11 protein-coding genes and 2 pseudogenes are annotated in these 19,155 nt (G+C 69.7%); 3 read left to right on the top strand and 10 right to left on the bottom strand.

Translation table 11 applies throughout. The features are described from left to right. Positions 1 to 3: 3 nt before the first annotated feature. Positions 4 to 1,134: an ABC transporter permease gene (locus ABKF58_RS12015; protein ID WP_482580881.1), complete on the top strand. Its 1,131-nt coding sequence runs from the start codon at positions 4 to 6 to the stop codon at positions 1,132 to 1,134. Positions 1,135 to 1,152: 18 nt separating this feature from the next. Here the strand turns inward: ABKF58_RS12015 and ABKF58_RS12010 are convergent, their stop codons facing one another. From ABKF58_RS12010 to ABKF58_RS11995, 4 genes and pseudogenes are all read right to left on the bottom strand, one after another. After that, positions 1,153 to 3,048: an exo-beta-N-acetylmuramidase NamZ domain-containing protein gene (locus tag ABKF58_RS12010; protein WP_482580879.1), complete on the bottom strand. Its 1,896-nt coding sequence runs from the start codon at positions 3,046 to 3,048 to the stop codon at positions 1,153 to 1,155. A 94-nt stretch (positions 3,049 to 3,142) separates the two neighbouring features. After that, positions 3,143 to 3,283 (bottom strand): annotated as a pseudogene (locus ABKF58_RS12005) (serine hydrolase); the annotation flags it as partial. Then, the gene (locus ABKF58_RS12000; protein ID WP_482580877.1) at positions 3,280 to 4,776 is read right to left on the bottom strand and encodes a putative glycoside hydrolase; all 1,497 of its coding nucleotides are present in this window, start codon (positions 4,774 to 4,776) and stop codon (positions 3,280 to 3,282) included. The gene ABKF58_RS12000 and the pseudogene ABKF58_RS12005, both read right to left, overlap by 4 nt. Then, positions 4,773 to 5,588, bottom strand: coding sequence for a polysaccharide deacetylase family protein (locus ABKF58_RS11995; protein WP_482580876.1), 816 nt, complete (start codon positions 5,586 to 5,588; stop codon positions 4,773 to 4,775). The genes ABKF58_RS12000 and ABKF58_RS11995 overlap by 4 nt, the downstream gene beginning before the upstream one ends. A 541-nt stretch (positions 5,589 to 6,129) precedes the next feature. Between ABKF58_RS11995 and ABKF58_RS11990 the strand changes: the two genes are divergently transcribed. After that, a complete protein-coding gene (locus tag ABKF58_RS11990; RefSeq protein ID WP_482580875.1) occupies positions 6,130 to 7,602 on the top strand; it encodes a CYTH and CHAD domain-containing protein in 1,473 nt (490 codons plus the stop codon). 46 nt (positions 7,603 to 7,648) lie between these two features. Here ABKF58_RS11990 and ABKF58_RS11985 read toward each other — a convergent pair whose 3' ends face one another. Both ABKF58_RS11985 and ABKF58_RS11980 read right to left on the bottom strand, forming a co-directional pair. After that, on the bottom strand, positions 7,649 to 9,823 hold the full coding sequence (locus tag ABKF58_RS11985) for an FUSC family protein (RefSeq protein WP_482580873.1): 2,175 nt from the start codon (positions 9,821 to 9,823) through the stop codon (positions 7,649 to 7,651). A gap of 357 nt (positions 9,824 to 10,180) precedes the next feature. Continuing rightward, positions 10,181 to 10,609, bottom strand: a complete 429-nt coding sequence (locus ABKF58_RS11980) for a hypothetical protein (protein WP_482580872.1) — start codon at positions 10,607 to 10,609, stop codon at positions 10,181 to 10,183. 391 nt (positions 10,610 to 11,000) lie between these two features. On the opposite strand from ABKF58_RS11980, the gene ABKF58_RS11975 reads away from it, so the two are divergent. Then, a complete protein-coding gene (locus ABKF58_RS11975; protein ID WP_482580870.1) occupies positions 11,001 to 11,702 on the top strand; it encodes a pirin family protein in 702 nt (233 codons plus the stop codon). A gap of 133 nt (positions 11,703 to 11,835) precedes the next feature. Here ABKF58_RS11975 and ABKF58_RS11970 read toward each other — a convergent pair whose 3' ends face one another. The 4 genes and pseudogenes from ABKF58_RS11970 to ABKF58_RS11955 form a co-directional block, all read right to left on the bottom strand. Beyond that, complete coding sequence (locus ABKF58_RS11970; RefSeq protein ID WP_482584368.1) at positions 11,836 to 12,408, bottom strand: S16 family serine protease; 573 nt, start codon at positions 12,406 to 12,408, stop codon at positions 11,836 to 11,838. Positions 12,409 to 12,538: 130 nt separating this feature from the next. Then, positions 12,539 to 14,143, bottom strand: a pseudogene (locus ABKF58_RS11965) (LON peptidase substrate-binding domain-containing protein); the annotation flags it as partial. Positions 14,144 to 14,262: 119 nt separating this feature from the next. Next, on the bottom strand, positions 14,263 to 14,673 hold the full coding sequence (locus tag ABKF58_RS11960; protein WP_482580869.1) for an Hsp20/alpha crystallin family protein: 411 nt from the start codon (positions 14,671 to 14,673) through the stop codon (positions 14,263 to 14,265). 65 nt (positions 14,674 to 14,738) lie between these two features. Beyond that, positions 14,739 to 19,079: a DEAD/DEAH box helicase gene (locus ABKF58_RS11955; protein WP_482580867.1), complete on the bottom strand. Its 4,341-nt coding sequence runs from the start codon at positions 19,077 to 19,079 to the stop codon at positions 14,739 to 14,741. Between the last annotated feature and the right edge of the window lie 76 nt (positions 19,080 to 19,155).

Genomic DNA, 19,155 nt, shown 5'->3' with positions numbered 1-19,155 from the left:
GCCATGTCGCTGCGCACGCTCGCCAACATCTACCGCCTGGGGGTCAAGGAACTGCGCAGCCTGCTCTCGGACAAGGTGCTGCTGCTGCTCATCGTCTGGTCGTTCTCGGGGGCGATCTACGAGGCCGCCACCGGGGTCTCGCAGGAGCTGCACAACGCGCCGGTGGCGGTGGTGGATGGCGACCGCTCGCCGCTGTCGCAGCGCATCGTCGACGCGCTCTACCCGCCCTATTTCAAGAAACCGGTCCTGATCGGCGAGGCCGAGATCGACCCCGTCATGGACCAGGGGCGCTATTCCTTCGTGCTGGTCATCCCGCCCGATTTCCAGCGCGACCTGAACGCCGGCCGCCACCCGGAGCTGCAGCTCAACGTCGACGCCACCATCGTCAGCCAGGCCTTCATCGGCTCCAGCTACATCACCAACATCGCCGCCGGCGAGATCGCGGCGTACCTGGCGCCCAACCGGCAGAGCGCGCCCGCCATCCGCCTCACCACGCGCGCGCGCTTCAACCCCAACCTCACCGGGGTCTGGTTCGGCGGCGTGATGGAGGCCATCAACAACGTCACCATGCTCACCATCATCCTGGTCGGCGCCGCCTTCCTGCGCGAGCGCGAGCACGGCACGCTCGAGCATCTGCTGGTGATGCCGCTGACGCCGTTCGAGATCATGGCGGCCAAGGTCTGGGCCAACGGGCTGGCGGTGCTGATCGGCGTCACCTTCGCGCTGACGGTGGTGGTGCAGCAGGTGCTGCGGGTGCCCATCGCCGGGTCGGTGCCGCTGTTTCTGGCCGGCGCCGCGCTGTACCTGTTCTCGGCGGCCTCGATCGGCATCTTCCTCGGCACGCTGGCGCGCTCGATGCCGCAACTGGGCCTGCTCATCATCCTCACCATCATCCCGCTGCAACTGCTCTCGGGCGGCGCCACCCCGCGCGAGAGCATGCCGCTGCCGGTGCAGGACATCATGCTGGGCGCGCCGACCACCTACTTCGTCAAGCTGGCCCAGGCCATCCTGTACCGGGGGGCCGGGCTGGACGTGGTGTGGCCGGACCTGCTCGCCATCGCCGCGATCGGACTGGTGTTTTTCGTCGGTGCGCTGTCCCGCTTTCGCCGGGCCGTCACCCAGACGCAACGCTGACGGCGCCGTTGTGCCGCGTCATGGCGCTACCGTGTCGTACAGCAGATAGCGCTCGCGCAACTCGCGGAAACGCTGCAGCGCGGGCTGCCAGTCGGCCTCGATGCGGCGCGGGTCCTCGCCCCGTTGCAGCGCCGCCAGCACCTGGCGCGAACCGACCATGCCCAGCGTCTGGGCGAGTTCGAAGCGTTGCGGGTAACGCCGCTGCAGCGCGCCGATCAGCTCGATCCCCAGCAGCGGCACGCGCAGCGCCTGGTGGTCGGTGACGATGAGGCGCACGCCCTGGCAGCGCTCGCCGCGGTAGAGGCTGTCGTCCGGGACGAATTCGGCCGGCTCGAAACGCACCCCGGGGATGGCGCGGGCGTTCAGTTCTTCGGCCAACCCAGGGCCGTCGATCCACGGTGCGCCCAGCCATTCGAAGGGCCGCTCGGTGCCGCGCCCGACGCTGACGTTGGCCCCCTCCAGCAGCGCCACGCCGGGGTAGAGCCGCACCTGGCCCAGCGTGCGCAGGTTGGGCGACGGCGGCAACCACGACAGCCGGGTCTCCTCGAAGCGCATGGTGCGGCGGTAGCCCTGCATGGCGATCACCGTGAGCTCGGTGCCCAGCCGTTTCTCGGCGTTGAACAGACGCGCCAGCTCGCCCAGGGTCATGCCGTGCTGGAGCGGCAGCGGGAAATAGCCGGTGAACGAGGTCAGGTCGTCGTCGAGCAGCGGGCCGTCGACCTGTTCGGCTCCCAGCGGGTTGGGCCGGTCCAGCACGAATACGCGCAGGCCCTGCACCGCGGCCGCCTCCATGGCGTAGCCCAGGGTGCTGGCGAAGGTGTAAAAGCGCACCCCGGCATCCTGGATGTCGAACACCAGCGCATCGAGCCCCGCCAGCATGGCGGGTGTCGGGCGCCGCGTCGCACCGTACAGGCTGTACACGGGCAGGCCGGAGAACGGCTCGGTCTGCGACGCGACCTGCCCTTCCTGGTCGCCGTAAACGCCGTGCTCCGGGCTGAAGACCGCCGCCAGCGTCACCCCCGGCGCCCAGCGCAGGCGGTCGAGGGTGCGCCAGCCCCGTCCGTCCACCCCGCTCAGGTTGGTGATCAGGCCGACACGCAGGCCCGCCAGCGGCGCGAACGCCTGCGCTTCGAGCACGTCGATGCCGGTTTCCACCCTGGGGCGCTCGTCGGCCGGAAGGAGCGGCGGCGGCAGCGTGGCGGCAGCGGCCAGCACCGGGTCGGCGGCAATAGCGGCGGGTGGCCTGGGCGGCTCCAGGCTGGCCAGCAGCGCCAACAGCTGATGCCGCAGCGGCTGGGCGTCGCCGCTGCCCTCCAGGTAAACCCGGTTGCTCAGAACGATCAGGAAACGTTGCGTGACACGGTCGATCCACAGCCCGGTGCCGGTGAAGCCGGTGTGGCCGATCATGCCGACCGGGGCCAGGGCGTCGCGGTTGGCCACCAGCGGCGCCTCCAGTGCCCAGCCGATGCCGCGCCAATGCGGCGCCTCGGTGGGCGACTGCGGCTGGAACAGCAGCGCCACGCTCTGCGGCCGCAGGATGCGCTGCCAGCCCAGGTGGCCGTCGTTGAGCAGCGCGCGGGCGAAGCGCGCCAGGTCGTCGGCGCTGGCGAACAGGCCGGCGTGCCCGGACACCCCGCCCATGTGCTGCGCCGCCGGATCGTGCACCCGTCCGCGCGCAAGGTTGGCCGAAGCCGGCCGGGTCGGCGCAATGCGCGGCCAGCGCTCCGCCGTCGGCAGAAACCCGGTATCGCGCATGCCGAGCGGCTGGAAGATATGGCGCTGGCAGTAGACGTCCAGCGGCTGGCCGCTGACGCGCTCCACCAGCACCCCCAGCACTTCGAAATTGATGTCGCTGTAGAGCACCTTGCTGCCCGGTTCGGCCACCCGCCGGGTCGCCACGATGCGGCGCAGCATCTCCTCCCGGTCCCCCCTGGCCGCTCAGGTTTAGTCCCACCGGCAGGCCCGAGGTGTGCGCCAGCAGCTGCCGCAGCGTGATGGTGTCCTTGCCATGCGAGGCGAACGCCGGCCAGTAGCGGGCGGCCGGGGCATCCAGCGCCAGCCAGTGCCGCTCCACCAGCTGCAGCACCGCGGTGGTGGTGGCGACGGCCTTGGTCAGCGAGGCCAGATCGAAAATGCTGTCTTCCGTCATGCGCTCGCCCGCCGGCCCGCGCGAGCCGAAGGCCTCGGCGGTAGCGCACGCCGCCGGCATCGCCCACCACGACCACCGCCCCCGGCATGCGCCCGGCCAGTATCTGGGCACGCACCGCCGCCTCCAGCGGCGCCCACGACGGCGGCGTCGCCGCGAGCACGGGGGCCAGCCACAGCGCCAGCAGGCACGACCGCCACCACCTCATGGCCGTCCTCCTGGCGCGGGCACCGCGACCGCAGGGGCGCTGCGGCGCGCAGCTTCAAGCCGGCCTCGCTGTACTGGTTGCGCGGGTTCCACAGCATCCAGCCCCCGCTGCCCACCGCCTCGGCGGCGTCGATCTGGGCGCGGATCTCCCGGGCCCCGAAGGGGCGCCGGTCGAAGGCGTAGTCGCGGAAAGACTGCAGCCAGGGACGGAAGCGCACACCCGGCAAGGCGGTGCGCGCCATCGCCCGGCGCAGCGAGTGCTCGACGATCTCGCCCGGGCTGGCCACCGGGTTGCGGTAGCCGGGGATGCCCCAGGTAAAACCGGACGGGTACAGCATCGGGGAGAGGTAGTCGACCACCGCCCCCAGGCGCTCGATCTGCTGCCCGATGAAGGTATCGTTTTCGTTCCAGCACACGTAGCCGAACACGTCGGCCGCCACGAACACGTTGTAGGGCGCCAGGCGCTGGCGCGCCGCCGTCAGGAACCCCAGGATCGCGCCGACCCGGTTGTCGCGGGTGTTGGGACGGGAAAACACCAGCCCGGCCGTATCGGGAAACCGCAGGTAATCGAACTGGATTTCGTCGAAACCGAGCCGGGCCGCGGCTTCGGCGATGTCGAGGTTGTAGCGCCACGCCTCCTGAGAGAACGGGTCGCTCCAAGCCATCCCTTCCCGGTCGTGCCACACGCCGCCCGCCGCGTCGTGCACCGCCAGCGCGGGATGGACCGAGGCGAACGGCTGGTCCTTGAACACCACGATGCGCGCGACCAGGTACACGCCGCGCTGCTGCAGCTGGCGCACCAGCGCCGCCATGTCGCGCACCGGAACCACCTTCTGCGGCCCCAGCCCGGCGCGCTCGGGAATCGGGCTCGGGAACGCGATCTGGCCGCGGTCGCCCTTGACGTCGATAACCAGCGCGTTGAGTTCGGTGCGCTCGATCAGCCGCAGCGCCGCGCCGCGCAGCCGGGTGCTGCCGATGCCATAAGACGACAGGTAGAGCGCCTTGGGGCGAAAGGGTTGCAGGGCGACCGTCAACGCCGCCGTCCCGGGCGCCACGGCGAGCTGGCGGCGGCGATACCCGGCGGCGCGCAGCGACAGCGAGGCCGCCGGCAGCGCCAGCCGGAAGCGCCCGGCGCCATCGCTCACCACCACGCCTTGTACCGTGGCCACACTCGCCCCCGCCAGCGGCGCATGCGTGACGGCATCGACCACGACCCCCGCCAGACCAAGTGCCGGCTCGGCCCCCAGGCAGAGCACGAGCCCCAGCAGCCGGAGCAGGCGCGGCATCATGGCTTTCCCGCGGCGTGAGCCGCTGACGGCGCGGGCTGGCTGTTCTTTTTCAACAGCGCCGCGAAGGTTTTGGCGTCGTAGGCATCCACCATCAGCAGACGAGGCAGCGCCCACAGGGAGTCCCGCCACGTCACCGGCCGCGCCTCGAGCGAGAACGCCGCTAGGTAGCCGGCGGTTTGCGCCTCCTGCATCAACTCGGCGTCGTAGAGGCCGAACGGCCACGCCAGCAGGTCCACCTTGTGCCCCAGCTGCTTTTCTATCACCTGCCTGGGTCGCAGCAGTTGCTGCCGCACCAGTTGCCGATACGCCTCTGGGCTCAGGCGCCGCCGCTCCTGCAGGAAATTCGGATGCCAATAGCTGTGGGACTGGACATCGAACCCGCCGCTTTGCTGCATGCGGCGCAACTCGTCCCAGGTCAGTGCGTAGCGGGCGTTGGAAATGGCGCTCGGATAGATGAACAGCGTCACCGGCACCCGGTAGCGCTGCACCAGCGGATACATCACCTGATACACCGAGCGATGGCCGTCATCGGCGGTAATCACCACTGCCTTGGCCGGCAAGCCGGCGCGGCGCCCGTAGAGGTAGTCCAGCAGATCATGCAGTGGAATCACCGAGTAGCCCTGGCTGCGCAGCACACGCAGATGGTCCTCGAAGGTGGAGCTGCGCACGGTCATGCTGTCGGTCACGGTGGCCGCGAAACGGTGGTAGACCAGAATCGGCACACGCCATTCCGCCTGGCTCGCCATGACCGGGCCGGCCAGTGCGGCGAGCACACCGTACCGCCAGGCAAGGCGCCGTAGTCGCTGAGTCATGAAAAACCATCCACATTGTTGGCTCGCCTCGGCGTGCGACAGGCCGATCTGCCGGGTGACGAGCCCGCCGCACAAGCCGACAACCCACCATACCCCTGCCCCCTCGGCCGGGACGGCATTTCAGCTATAACGCTTCGCCGCCCGGAAGTACAGGCGCCCCGCGCCGAGCCGCGACCCGCCCCCCTCTTCCGCAACGTTCTGCCCCTCATGCCGCGCGCGCCTCGCCTAAGAACCTGTTCACGATCTGTCGCGAGCAGCCCTCAGCGGGGTGAAGAGCAGCGCAGGAACCGGAATGTACTGGAGTACATGAGGATTCCCGATCGCTGAGCCAATCACTACGTGCCAATCTTCGATTGGCTCAGTGATAGATTGGCACGCAGAGCACATGAGCCCCGATCAGGGATGCGCAGCAAGATCGTGAACAGGCTCTAAGATTCAGGATGCACCCACCCCGATTCACGAGAAAGCCGTTGCCGATGGCGCTAGAAACCGAACTCAAGCTTCGGCTCCCCCCAACCGGAATGCTGCGTTCCGGCGCTGGATGGCGCAACATGCCGCCGCTGCCGCCCCGGTCACCGAGCAGTTGCTCAGCATCTACTACGACACCCCCAGCCTGGCGCTGGCAGAGCGAGATATCGGGCTGCGGCTGCGCCGTGCCGGCGACCGCTGGCTGCAGACGGTAAAGCTGGGCGAACAAGCCGGTGCCGGCCTGCACCGGCGCCAGGAACTGGAAACGGAGGTCAGCGGGGAAGCCCTCGAGCCGGAGCGGATTGCCGACCGCACGATCCGGCAGCTGTTGACCCGGGAGGACGTCGCCAGCGCGCTCGCGCCGCTGTTCCGCACCGACATCAAGCGCACCCGCTGGATGCTGCGCGACGCCGGGAGCAACATTCTGGAAGTGTGCTTGGACCAGGGCACGATCCGGGGCCAGGCGCGGAGCATGAAACTCAACGAGGTCGAGATCGAGCTGAAACAGGGCCACGTCCAGGCCGTGTTCGATCTGGCGCTGCAGATGGCCGGCACCCTGCCCTTGATCCCCGATCCGCAAAGCAAGGCCGAGCGCGGCTATGCCTTGTGCCGCAACGCCGCGTTGCCGGCCGCGTCGAAGGCGCGGCTGCCGCCCGTGCGGGGCAAACAGACGCCGCATCGCGCCCTCAAGATGATCGTGCAGGAAACCCTGCGCCACCTACAGGCCAACGTGCCGGGCCTGCTCGATCACGACGACATGGAATGCGTCCATCAAGCGCGCGTGGCGTTGCGCCGGCTGCGTTCGGCCCGGAAGGCCTTCGCCCCGCTCACCACCGGCGACGAATGGCAGGGCATCATGACGGACGTGCAGTGGCTGGCCACCCTGTTGGGCCGGGTGCGGGACCTGGACGTGTTCCTGGGCGAGACGCTGCACGGCATCGAAGCCGCCCTGGCGCCGGATGCCAATTTCGCCCCCCTCAAAGCCGCCCTGCAAGGCCAACGCGAACGGTGCCGCCGCGAGGCGCATGCCGCCGTGATCTCGCCCCGCCACGGCCGCTTGCAGCTGCGCCTCCTGACCTGGCTGAATCAGCCGGCGCCGCGCCCCAAGGGCAAGACGCTGCCACTGCGCGACTTCGCCCGCCGCGCCTTGCAGCAACGCTGGCGGCCGTTTGCCCGCCTCGCCCGCGACTGGGCCGCGCTGAGCCAGGAACAGCGCCACGAGCTGCGCAAACGCGCCAAGAAACTGCGTTACAGCGCCGAGTTTTTCTCCCCGCTCTACCCACCCAAGCGCGTGGCGCGCTACCTGGAGCGGCTGCAGGCCCTGCAGCAAATCCTCGGCGACATGAACGACAGCGTGGCGGCGCAGGCCCTGCTGGCGCAGACCCTGGCCAAGGATGCCGCACTTCAACATGCCGGCGGACTGGTGGCAGGCTGGCTCGCCCACGGCGCTCACCACGCCGAACAGCAGCTGCCCGGCGTGCTGAAACGGCTGCAAAACACCCCGGTCTTCTGGCGCCGCCCCGACGCTGCCAAGCGGCGGCGCTGACACGGTCCTGCCCTGGCGGACGGTCCGGGCTCGCTGCCGACAGGCGCTACGCGGGAGGCTGGCGCAGCGCGTGGCGAGCGTCGTCGCGCAATTGCAGTGAGATACCCACGGCCAGGTCCAGCCGGCGCAGCAGCCACAGGCTGAGGTCATGCACAAACGGATCGGGCAAGGCCGCCGGCTCCGGAAGCAGCGCCTCCGGGATGGTGCTCATGGCCTGGCTGCCCGCCAGGGCATCGCCGATGCTGGCGGCCGCTTGCTGCAAGGCCGGGCGGACCTGCTCCAGGTTGAGGCGCTCGCGCCGCATCAGCAACATGCTCTTGACGGCGGTGAGCTGGGCCAGCAACTGGTAGCTGTGCGCCAGCAAGCGGCCCAGCGGCTCCAGCGCCGGGCGCACCGCGCGCGGTTCGGCGAGCGAGCGCTGGGTGGCCTGAACCAGGGCCGAGAGGCTGTCGTAGGCCTCGCGCCGGGCCAGCCGCCATTCCAGTTCCGGCTCGTTGTCCACCGACTGCAATTGCCCCAGCCCCAGCGCCACGCGGGCGTGGCGCGCCTGGGCCGCCATGGTCCGCGCCACCAGCTTGGGGATCTGGGTGCGCTCCCAGGAAGGCAGGACGTAGCTGAACGACCAGGCGATGGCGACCCCCAGCAGCGTATCGGCAATGCGCTCGACCACGGCAAACGCCGGGCTGCTGCCGGCATTGAGCAGGTGCGCCTGCACCAGGCCCAGCACGGTGGCGGCCACGGCGGTGATGAGATAGCGCTTGATGGCGAAGGCGTGCGCCACCGCCTGCGCCAGCGTCACGACCACCAGCAGCAGCAACGGCGGCGCATGCGTCGCCAGCAAGGCCCCGGCCAACAGGCACCCGAGCAGGGTGCCCGCCACGCGGCTGTCACGCCGCTCCAGGGTCTGGGCGAAGCTGCCGCGCAGCACCACCACGATGGTGAGCAAAATCCAGTAGTCGTGCGTCCCCCACGGCAGTGCCAGCGACAGCGCGTAGGCGCTGCCGATGGCGAGCGCGGCGCGGATGGCGTGGCGCAGCGGCGGCGCATCCCAGCGCCACAAGGCGGTGAACGGCCGCCACGACCAGGCGGTCGGGCTCACGAACATCCGCCAGGCGGCCCGCACCACGTCGAGGTCGGGCTCGGCCTCGCCGCGCGCCAGCGCGATCAGGCGCAGGGTTTCGTCGTTCATATTGCCGATACGGTTGGCCAGCCCGCGTGCCAGCACCGCCGTCAACGGCGTGGCAACGGCGCCCGGCAACGCCGCCTCCTCCTCCGCCCAATACAGGGCCGCCAGCCGCGGGCGATGGCTGGCAAACAACGCCGGCTGGCGCCGGTAGAGCATGGCATCGGCCAGCGCGTCGATTTCGTCGGCCAGGGCGTTGAGCACCTCGCGCAGCTCGTCCAGCACCAGGGCGTGGCCGGGATGCGTCTTCAGCGTATCGAGATCGAGCTCGCAGGCGAGCAGGTGGTCGCGCATTTCCAGCGCCTGCATCAGCATGCCCGCCAATTGCTGCCGGCGCGCGGTGCGCGGCGATTCGAGCAGGATGTCGCGCGCCGCTTGCAGCTGGTCAGCCAGCGCCGCCTGCTCGCGCAGCAGGCGCCCGATCAGGGGCATGCGTCCGCCCTCCTCGCCACGGCCCGCCGGGGCGAACTGCTGCGCCTGGGTGCGCATCAGCGTGCCCAGCGCCAGCAAGGTTTCAGCCAACATCTGCACGCGGTAGAACGGGTTGAGCAAGGCGTGGGCAAGCGTGGCGTACACCACGTACGCCCCGGCTCCCAGGGCGAAATACAGGGTACTGCTGAGCGCCGTGGCGCTGTGGCTGTGGGCCGGCGCCGCCATCGAGAACACCATCGCGAACATGGCTGAAATCGAGATCGGCAAGCCGCGCTTGCCCCATGCCGCGGCAAGAAAGGCGATGAAGCTGGCCGGCACCAGCAACAGCCCGAGGTAAAGCGGCGAGGTATGCAGCACTTGCACGCCGAAGAACAGCGGCACGCCGATCAGCGCCGCCGGCAACAGATGGAAGAATTTCCCGCGCTTGGGACCGGCCTGGTCGGGCGGAATGCAGACGATGACGCCGACGGACGCGGCGGAGGCGGCAAACGCGCCCAGCGTCAGATGCACCACGCCCGATATCAGCAACAGGCCCAGCGCCGCCGACAAACCGTTGGCCACGTAATAGCTGAACGCAACGCGCAGGATGGCCTGGTGGCGTCGCAAAAATGAGGGGGTATCTGCATGGTCAATGTCAATCGGCCACCCTGGCGCCGGGTACGACGGCGGAGGACATCCGTCCGGGCAGCGGCAGCGACACCCTCGTCCGGGTTGTTCTTGGTTCGTTGGGTTATACCCTGATTGGATCACGCACAGCAACGGGTCAGGAGAAGGCTGCAAGATCGCCGCCGCGCCCGAGGTTACCCACGGGCGGCGACAAGCATGGGCGACGCCACCTGACGATGAGGTCCGGATGCGGTGCCGGGATGGCGGCCGCGGAGACGACGTATCGAGAGGTGGTCGTGAACAAATATGGGGCGTTAAAGAACACCCGCTGCGAGCGAGCGGGTGTTTTCGGCGGGGTTAGCGGTCCTCTTGCCATTTCCCCTTGCCATGGCCGTTGCCGTGCTCGTTACCGGGGTAACGGCGCTCGTCGCGGCGGCCATCGCGGCGGTCGTAGTCGTGCCGGCGGTAGCGTGGCGCGTAGACGTCGTTGTACCACTCATCACGGACGAAATACACCGGCCGGCCACAGGCGCGGTATTCGGCGCAGTGCTGGCGCCAGTGCTTGGCATGGCCGGGGGGAACGCGCAGGTAGATCGGTTCGTACACCACGGGCGAGCGCCGGATGATGACGGGTTCCGCATAGATGACGGCAGGCCGCGGGAAGTTGCCGATGTCGATCTGGCCGTAGAAATTAGGATCGCCGATGCTGATCGATACCCCGACATCGGCAGCCAGCGCCGAGGAGGTTGCCGCGGCGAATAGCGAGGCTAGCAAGAGCTTTTTCATCAAAGTCCTTTCCTTGAGCTGTGGTGCAAAACGCCGGGTGACGGACATCTCCAATCCATCCCAGTCTAAGACTTAGCTGACGGCATCGCTACTTGCATAGATTGTGATCGGCGCATAACGTTCCCGGCGCGCCGGCGCTGCCGCCTGGCAAGGCACGCGCAAAGCGGCACCCTCCCGGACGGGTTCGGCAGCGAAGTCGAACTCACGGTTGCGCTGCCCGGCCTGCCGCGCGACGAGGCGCAGCGCCGGGTCCAGCCTTGTCGCGGCACAATATATCTAAAAACCAGATTAAATAGCCGTATTTTTTGCGTTATTCAATCGAAAAAATAACGCCCATACTGACAGCCATGATGAATCGGGGCCGATACCGCCCCACCAACAGGAGCCGATCATGCTGAACGTCAGGAAAGCGAACGAACGGGGACATGCCGACCACGGCTGGCTGAATAGCTACCATACCTTCTCCTTTGCCAGCTATTTCGACCCCAACCACATGGGCTGGGGGCCGCTGCGGGTCATCAACGACGACACCGTGGCCGGCGGCGGCGGCTTTCCCACCCACGGCCACCGCGACATGGAGATCATCTCGTATGTGCTGGAAGGTGCGCTGGAGCACAAGGATACCCTGGGCACCGGCTCGGTGATCGTGCCGGGCGACGTGCAGCTGATGAGTGCCGGCACCGGCATCGCCCATAGCGAATTCAACCATTCGCACCAGGAGCCGGTGCATTTCCTACAGATCTGGGTGATGCCGGAGCAAAACGGCCTGCGTCCGAGCTACCAGCAACGCCGCTTCGAGACCGAGGAAAAGCGCGGCAAGCTGCGCCTGCTGGTATCGCCGGACGGCCGCGACGGCTCGCTGAGCATTCGTCAGGACGTGGCGCTCTACAGCGCGCTGATCGACGGCGAGGAGCAGGTCGAGTGGGTGCAGACGGCGCCGCGTCTGGGCTATATCCACGTGGCGCGCGGCAGCGTGAAACTGGACGGCTATCCCTTGCAGGCCGGCGATGGCGTCAAGGTACAGGGTGACTCGCGCTTGCTGCTAAGCGAGGGCGCAGCGGCCGAGGTGCTGTTCTTCGACATGGTGCCGTAAGCGCCAGGCGGGAAGCACCGCCCCGCCCCGCTGCTTTGGGCACCAAACCGCCGGGTGCGGCGCCACATGGCGCCGCATCCGGCAAATCTCGTCCGAACACGCCCCGGCCATGTCGCCGGCACGCTGGGCGACATCAACCCGCGCTGTCCTGACGGACTGGCGCGACATCCCCGATGGCAAACCGCACCGCGTCCTCGACCCGGTCGAGCCAGACGAATTGCAGCTTCGCGCGCGCCTCGGCGGGCACGTCCTCCAGATCCTTCTGATTGCGGCGCGGCAGCATCACGGTGTGGATGCCGGCGCGCAAGGCGGCCAGCGTCTTCTCCTTCACGCCGCCGATCGGCAGCACCAGCCCGCGCAGGCTCACCTCGCCGGTCATCGCCACGTCGGAGCGTACCGGCTTGTCGGTCAACAGCGACACCAGGGCGAGGAACATCGCCACCCCGGCGCTGGGCCCGTCCTTGGGCGTCGCTCCAGCCGGCACGTGCACATGCACGTCGATGCCGGCGAGCGAATCGCCGGTCCAGAGCTTGGCCAGGGTCAGCGCCGCCTGCGCCGATTCCTTCATGACCTCGCCCAGCTGCCCGGTGAGGATCAGGCGCCCGCTGCCCGGCACCTTGCTGGCCTCGATGAACAGGATGTCGCCGCCCACCGGCGTCCAGGCGAGCCCCGTCGCCACGCCGGGCAGGCTGGTGCGCAGCGCCACCTCGCTCTCGTAGCGCAGCGGGCCGAGGATGTCCGCCAGGTCCGCGGCATCCACCGTGACGCGCTCGGCACTGGCCTTCGGCGATGCGCATCGCCACGCGGCGCAGCACCGCGCCCAGCTCGCGCTCCAGGTTGCGCACCCCGGCCTCGCGCGTGTAGTCGCGCACGATCGCGGTCAGCGCCGCATCCGTCAGCCCAGTCTGTTCGGTCGTCAGGCCGTTGGCCTCGAGCTGGCGCCGCACCAGGTAACGACGCGCGATCTCGATCTTTTCCTCCTCGGTGTAACCGGGGAGCTGGATGATCTCCATGCGGTCGCGCAAGGGTCCGGGGATGGTGTCGAGCACGTTCGCGGTGCAGACGAACATGACCCGCGACAGGTCGAAATCCACCCCCAGGTAGTTGTCGCGGAACGTGCGGTTCTGCTCCGGATCGAGCACCTCCAGGAGCGCGCTGCCCGGGTCGCCATGGAAGCCGCCGGCGCCGAGCTTGTCGATCTCGTCGAGCATCAGCACGGTATGGGTGGTGCCGGCGCGGCGCAGCGCCTGGATGATGTTGCCGGGCAAGGCGCCGATGTAGGTGCGCCGGTGCCCGCGGATTTCTGCCTCGTCATGCAGGCCGCCCAAGGCGACGCGCTGGAAGGCGCGGCCGGTGGCGCGCGCGATGGACTGGCCGAGCGAGGTCTTGCCCACGCCGGGCGGGCCGGAGAAGCACAGGATCGGGCTCTTGCCGTCCGGGTTGAGCTTGCGCACCGCGAGGTACTCCAGTATGCGCCGCTTGATCTTGTCCAGCCCGAAATGATCCTCGTCCAGCACGCGCCGCGCGGCGGCGATGTCGATCGGCTGCGGCGCCTCCGCTTTCCACGGCAGCTCGGTCAGCCACTCAAGGTAGGTGCGCAGCATGGCGTACTCGGTGCCGCCCTCGCCCACGCGCTGCAGCCGCTTCAGTTCCTTCTCGGCATGCTTCTGCACCTCGGGCGGCATCCCGGCCGTGGCGACGGCCTGCTTCAGTTCCTCGATTTCGACCGCGCTCTCCTCGTCCTCGCCGAGTTCCTTCTGGATCTGCCGCATCTGCTCGCGCAGCATGTGCTCGCGCTGGCGCTCGTCGAACTGGGCGCGCGTCTTCTCGCCGATCTCGCGCGAGAGCTTGAGCACCTCCACCCGCGCCGACAGCAGCGCCAGCACCTTGTCGAGGCGGCGCAAGAGGTCGAAGGTTTCCAGGATGTCCTGCTTTTCCTCGACCTTGACGTCGATGAGGTTAGCCACCATGTCGGCCAGGGCCGCAGGTGAATCAATGCCGCGCACCACGTCGCTCAGCTCGTCCGGCATATGGGGCAGCAGGCCGATCGCCTCGATCGCGCGTTCCTTGAGCTGCAGGAAACGCGCCTCGATCTCCGGCGTCATCATCTCCGGCTGGGCGATCAGCGCCACCCGCGCCACGAGGAAGGGCCAGCCGTCGAGGAATTCCAGCACCTGGAAGCGCGACAGCCCCTGCACCACGAGGTGATCGGCCCCTTCCTTGCCGGTGATGTAGCGTGCGATCAGTCCGGCGGTGCCCACCCAGTAGAGATCGGAAGGCCCGACCTCGGTTTTCTGCGGGTCGCGCTGCAGCAGGAAGCCCACCTGCAGCTCGTTCTTCGCGGCCTCCTGCGCCGCCGCGATGGAGGAGGCCCGCCCGACCGTCACCGGCGACAGCACGCCGGGAAACAGCACCGCGCTGCGCAGCGGGATGAGGATCATCGCGTCCTCCGGCAGACGCTTGCTGCCGGCGGCAAGCGGCGCCTCGGCCGGCGGGTGGGTGCCGGCGGGCGCCCCGGAGGTCTCGTCGGCACGCATGTGCTGCTGTGTGGGCCAGTGCTTCATCGTGGAACCTCCCTTACTTTTCTGAAGGTCAATACCAGGCAACCATCCGCCAGTTCCGGCGGGGCCGGCTCGAGGATGTGCAGGGGCAGCGGGATGTGGCGCTCGAAGCGTCCGTAGGGAATTTCGATGCGGTGGATATGGGCCGCCCGGGAGGCGGGGAAGCGCCGCTCCGCCGCCACCGTGACCCCGCCCGGCTCGAACGCCACGACGATGGCCGCCGCGGGCACGCCCGGCAGGGCGACGTAGACGATCATGGCGTCCTCGCTCTCCACCACGTCGACCGGCGGCTCGAGGCAGGGTGTGCGCGCCGGGCCGCTGCGAAAGAACTGGCAGTGCAGCCGCTCGGCCTGCTCCAGCAGAGACAGGGCGTCGCCCCACATCCAGGACATCAGGTCGCGTGATCTCATGGTGTTCATGCCTCCCATGGGGGGTAAATGGCGTTCGAGGCGCCGCTTTCAAGCCGGCTCCCGCATCAGGAAAAATCCGCCAGCATCGGGGGGACGTGGCGACGCAACAGCGCGTTGTGGGCGCTCCATTGCTCCTGCGCGTCCAGGGTTTCGAGGTAACGCACCTCGCCGGCGGCGAACACGGCGACCGGCAGGCCGTCGCGGAACAGCACGCGGTTGCCGGTGAGCGCCGCGAGCTTGGGCCCGGGGGTCAGGATGCCGACCAGGTTGAGCGGGTCGGCGCCGGACAGCGACAGCCACTCGCCAGTGGGCGGCTTGCGCCGCACCTCGCGCAGCAGCCCCACCGCCTCGGGCAGCGCGAACTGCTCGCCGGAGAAACCGGCGACGAAGCGGCCGCCGCGGATGTCGCCGCGCGCTTCGAGCCGGCGGTAGACGCGCAACAGGTCGCGCCACGGCGGCAGCCAGTCGGCCTCGCGCTCCAGCACGCGCCAGAACACCACGCCGTAGCGGCGCAGCAGGGTGCGCGCGACGTGCTCGAGCGCCTCGTCAAGGTTGGCCGAAGCCGCGCCGCGCCGCGCCAGCGCCCAGCGCCCGGCGTCCTCCATGCCGAACATCACGGTGCGGTGGTGGCGCCGGCGCGTGCTGCCGCCGCTGGGGCGGCGCCGCTCGGACGGCACCAGCAGCGCGCGCAGGCCGCCGAAGCTGTCGGCATTCACCAGCCCGACTGCCACCAGCTCGGCCAGCGCCTCTTCCACCTGCACCCCCAGCAAATGCGTGCCGTCGCGCAGTTCGTCGAAAAACGAGGCGCCGTGCTGGCGGATGCAGTCGGCCACCGCCTGGGCACGCCCGCTGAGCGGCGGCGCGTCCGGGGTGGCGGCGAGCTGCGTCCAGAGCTGGGCGTTGCGCCGGGCGAACAGGGTGATCGGCGTGGTGCGCACCGGCGTCACGCCCTTGCCCTTGCCGGACTTGTCGGGCTGAACGCTGCGCGGCGTCAGGCGCGCCCACGACAGGCGCCCGGCCAGGCACAGGTCGTCCAGCCAGGCCGGCTCGTAGGCCGGGATGCGCGCCGGCAGCAGCTCGGTCTCCCAGGCGCCGGCCGGGGCCTCGTAGCCTTCCAGCTGGGTGGCCACCGCCGCCACCGCGTCCGGCCCTTCCATGCGCGAGTCAGCTGCCACGTGCTGCCAGTCGAACAGGAAGCGCAGGAAATCGCGCGCGGCCACCGGCTCGATCTCGGCACGCAACTGCTTGACGGTGTAGCGATGGATGCGCGCCAGCAGCCGGCGCTCGCACCATTCATCGTCCGCCGCCTCGGCGGTGAAGCGCCCGCGCAGCGCGAAGCCCTCGTTTTCCAGCGCCAGCAGCGCGCCTTGCACCCTGCCCGGGTCTTCGCCCAGCGCAGCGGCGCACGCTGGCCGGGTCATCGGCCCCAGGCCTTCGAGCCGGCCGCGCACGATCTCGACCAGGGCGGTGTCCGGCGTCCAATCGCGCTGGGGCTCGCCTTCCGGAGGGGAAATCGCCGGCTGCGGCTCAAGGTGCGGCCACAGCGCCCGGAAGGCGCTCAGCCGCTCGGCGGCGATCCACAGCGCCGCGCCGTCGTGCTGCACGCGCGCCACGCGCCGCTGTTTCGCCAGTTCCGCCAGCCACTCGCCCCAGCCCGGCTGCGCCGCCACTTCCGCCGCGGTGACGAAACTCAGCCACACCAGCGCGTCGTGCAGTTCGTCGGCGTTGGCGGGGTCCGGCCAGGCTTCCTCGCGCACCCGGGCGATGGCGGCCGGGTCGAGCCGGCCGAGATCGGCGGCGGTGTCCGGGTCGAGCCAGCGCCGGCTCATCACTGCCTGGGTGCGGCGCTCTTCCAGCGGCGCGTCGTCGAGGAAGGCGTAGGGCTTGGCGGTGAGCACCTCGAGCGCCAGCGGCGAGGGCTCGGTGAGGTCGCGCGCCTCGACGCGGATGGCGCCGGATTCGATGCCGGCCAGCAGGCGCTCGAAGCCGGCCACGTCCATGGCGTCGGTGAGGCAATCGGCCAGGGTCTGGCGCACCAGCGGGTGGTCGGGGATTTCGCGCTCGCCGACCAGGTTTTCGGCGCAGGCGAGCTGGTCCGGGAAGATCGCCGTGATCAGGTCTTCGGCGTTCATGCGCATCAGCTGCGGCGGCACCTTCTTGCCGCCGCGAAAACGTGGCAGCGCCAGGGCGATGCAGGCCACCCAGCGCCAGCGCGTGATGAACATCGGCGCGTCGAGCAGCGCCTGGATCAGCACCAGGCGCGCGCTGGCCGAGTGCAGATAGCGTGCCACCTCGGCCAGATCGAAGCTGTGCGCGGTGGTGAGCGACAGCACGATGTTGTCCTCGGTGGCGGCGGCCTGCAGCTCGAAGTTGAACTTGCGGCAGAAACGCTTGCGCAAGGCGAGCCCCCAGGCGCGGTTGACGCGGCTGCCATACGGCGAGTGAATCACCAGCTGCATGCCGCCCACCGCGTCGAAAAAGCGTTCGAACACCAGGGTGTCCAGCGTCGGCAGGCAGCCCAGCGCGGCGTGCGCCGCCGCCAGGTAATCGACCAGCTGGCGCGCGGCCGGCGCGGCAACGCCCATGTCGTCGAGCAGCCAGCGCAGCGCGGTGTCGCCTTGCGGGTCGTGCAGCAAGCGGGCGGCGGCCTCGGCGCGCAGCCGCGCCACCGCCTGCGACAGCTCGTCGCTGCGCCCCGGGGCTTCGCCGAACCAGAATGGGATCGACGGCGGCTGACCGTGTGCGTCCTCCACTCGTACCGTGCCGCGCTCGATGCGCAGGATGCGGTAGGAGTTGTTGCCGAGCTGGAACACGTCGCCAGCCGCGCTTTCCACCGCGAAGTCCTCATTCACGGTGCCGATGATGTGGTTCTCCGGCTCCAGCAGCACCTGGTAGTCGGCGGTGTCCGGGATGGTGCCGCCGCTGGTCAGCGCGGTGAGCCGGGCACCGCGCCGGCCGCGCAGCACGCGGTTGATCGCGTCGTGGTGGATCAGCGCACCGTGGCGACCGCGCCGGGTGCTGTAGCCTTCGGCCAACATGGCGAGCACGGCGGCGAAATCGCCTCGCGCCAGCTCCCGGTACGGCCAGGCGCGGCGCAAGCGCTGATACAGCGCGTCCTCGCCCCAGTCCTGCGCCGCCACCTCGGCGACGATCTGCTGCGCCAGCACGTCGAGCGGCTGCGGCGGGATGGTCAGCCGATCCAGCTCGCCACGCCACACGCTGTCGAGCAGCGCCGCGCACTCCACCAGATCGTCACGCGACAGCGGGAACAGCCTCCCCTTCGGCGTGCCGGTCACGGCGTGGCCGGAGCGGCCGACCCGCTGTAGAAACGCCGAGATCGAGCGCGGCGAGCCGAGCTGACACACCAGGTCGACGTCGCCGATATCGATGCCGAGCTCCAGCGAGGCGGTGGCCACCAAGGCACGCAACTCACCACGCTTGAGACGCTGCTCGGCGTCCAGCCGCGCCTCGCGCGCCAGGCTGCCGTGATGCGCCGCCACCAGCGTCTCGCCCAGGCGCTCCGACAGATGGCGCGTGACGCGTTCGGCCAAGCGGCGCGTGTTGACGAACACCAGCGTGGTGCGATGCTCGTCGATCAGCGTGGCGAGCCGGTCGTACACCTGCTGCCACACCTCGCCCGACATCACCGCCTCGAGCGGCGAGAGCGGCACCTCCAGCGCGAGGTCGCGCCGCCGCACGTGGCCGGTATCGATGATGGTGCAGTCCGGCGCGCGGCCGCCATCCGCTGCGGCCCCGACCAGGAAGCGCGCTACCTCCTCGATCGGCTTCTGCGTGGCCGACAGGCCGACCCGCACCAGCCGGTCGCCGGTCAGCGCCGCCAGCCGCTCCAGCGACAGCGCCAGGTGCGAGCCGCGCTTGTTCGGCGCCAGCGCGTGGATCTCGTCGACGATCACGATGCGGGTGGTGGCGAGCATCCTGCGGCCCGATTCGGACCCCAACAGCACGTAGAGCGATTCCGGGGTGGTGACCACGATATGCGGCGGGCGGCGGCGCATCTTCTCGCGCTCCGCCTGCGGGGTGTCGCCGGTGCGCACCAGGGTGCGGATGTCCACCTCGGGCAGGCCGCAGGCCGCGAGCGCGTCGCGGATGCCGGCCAGCGGCGTTTCCAGGTTCTTCTGGATATCGTTCGACAGCGCCTTGAGCGGCGAGACGTAGACCACCTGCGTCTCGTCCGGCAGCCCGCCGGAGAGCCCCTCGCGCACCAGCGCGTCGATGGCGGCGAGAAACGCGGCCAGCGTCTTGCCGGAGCCGGTCGGCGCGGCGATCAGCACGTGGCGGCCAGACTGTATCACCGGCCAGGCCTGCGCCTGGGCGGCGGTGGGCGTGGCGAAGGTAGCGACGAACCAGCGCGCCACGGCGGGATGGAAGAAGGGAAGCGGATTCACGCGTCACATCGCGGCAAAGGGGGACGCTTTCATGGTAGTGCAGCCGGCAAGGAGGAAGGGGCGATGCTTGGCGCCG

It is taken from the genome of Pseudogulbenkiania sp. AW2-16 (assembly GCF_056824575.1).
This window is presented reverse-complemented; position numbering and strand designations above follow the sequence as displayed.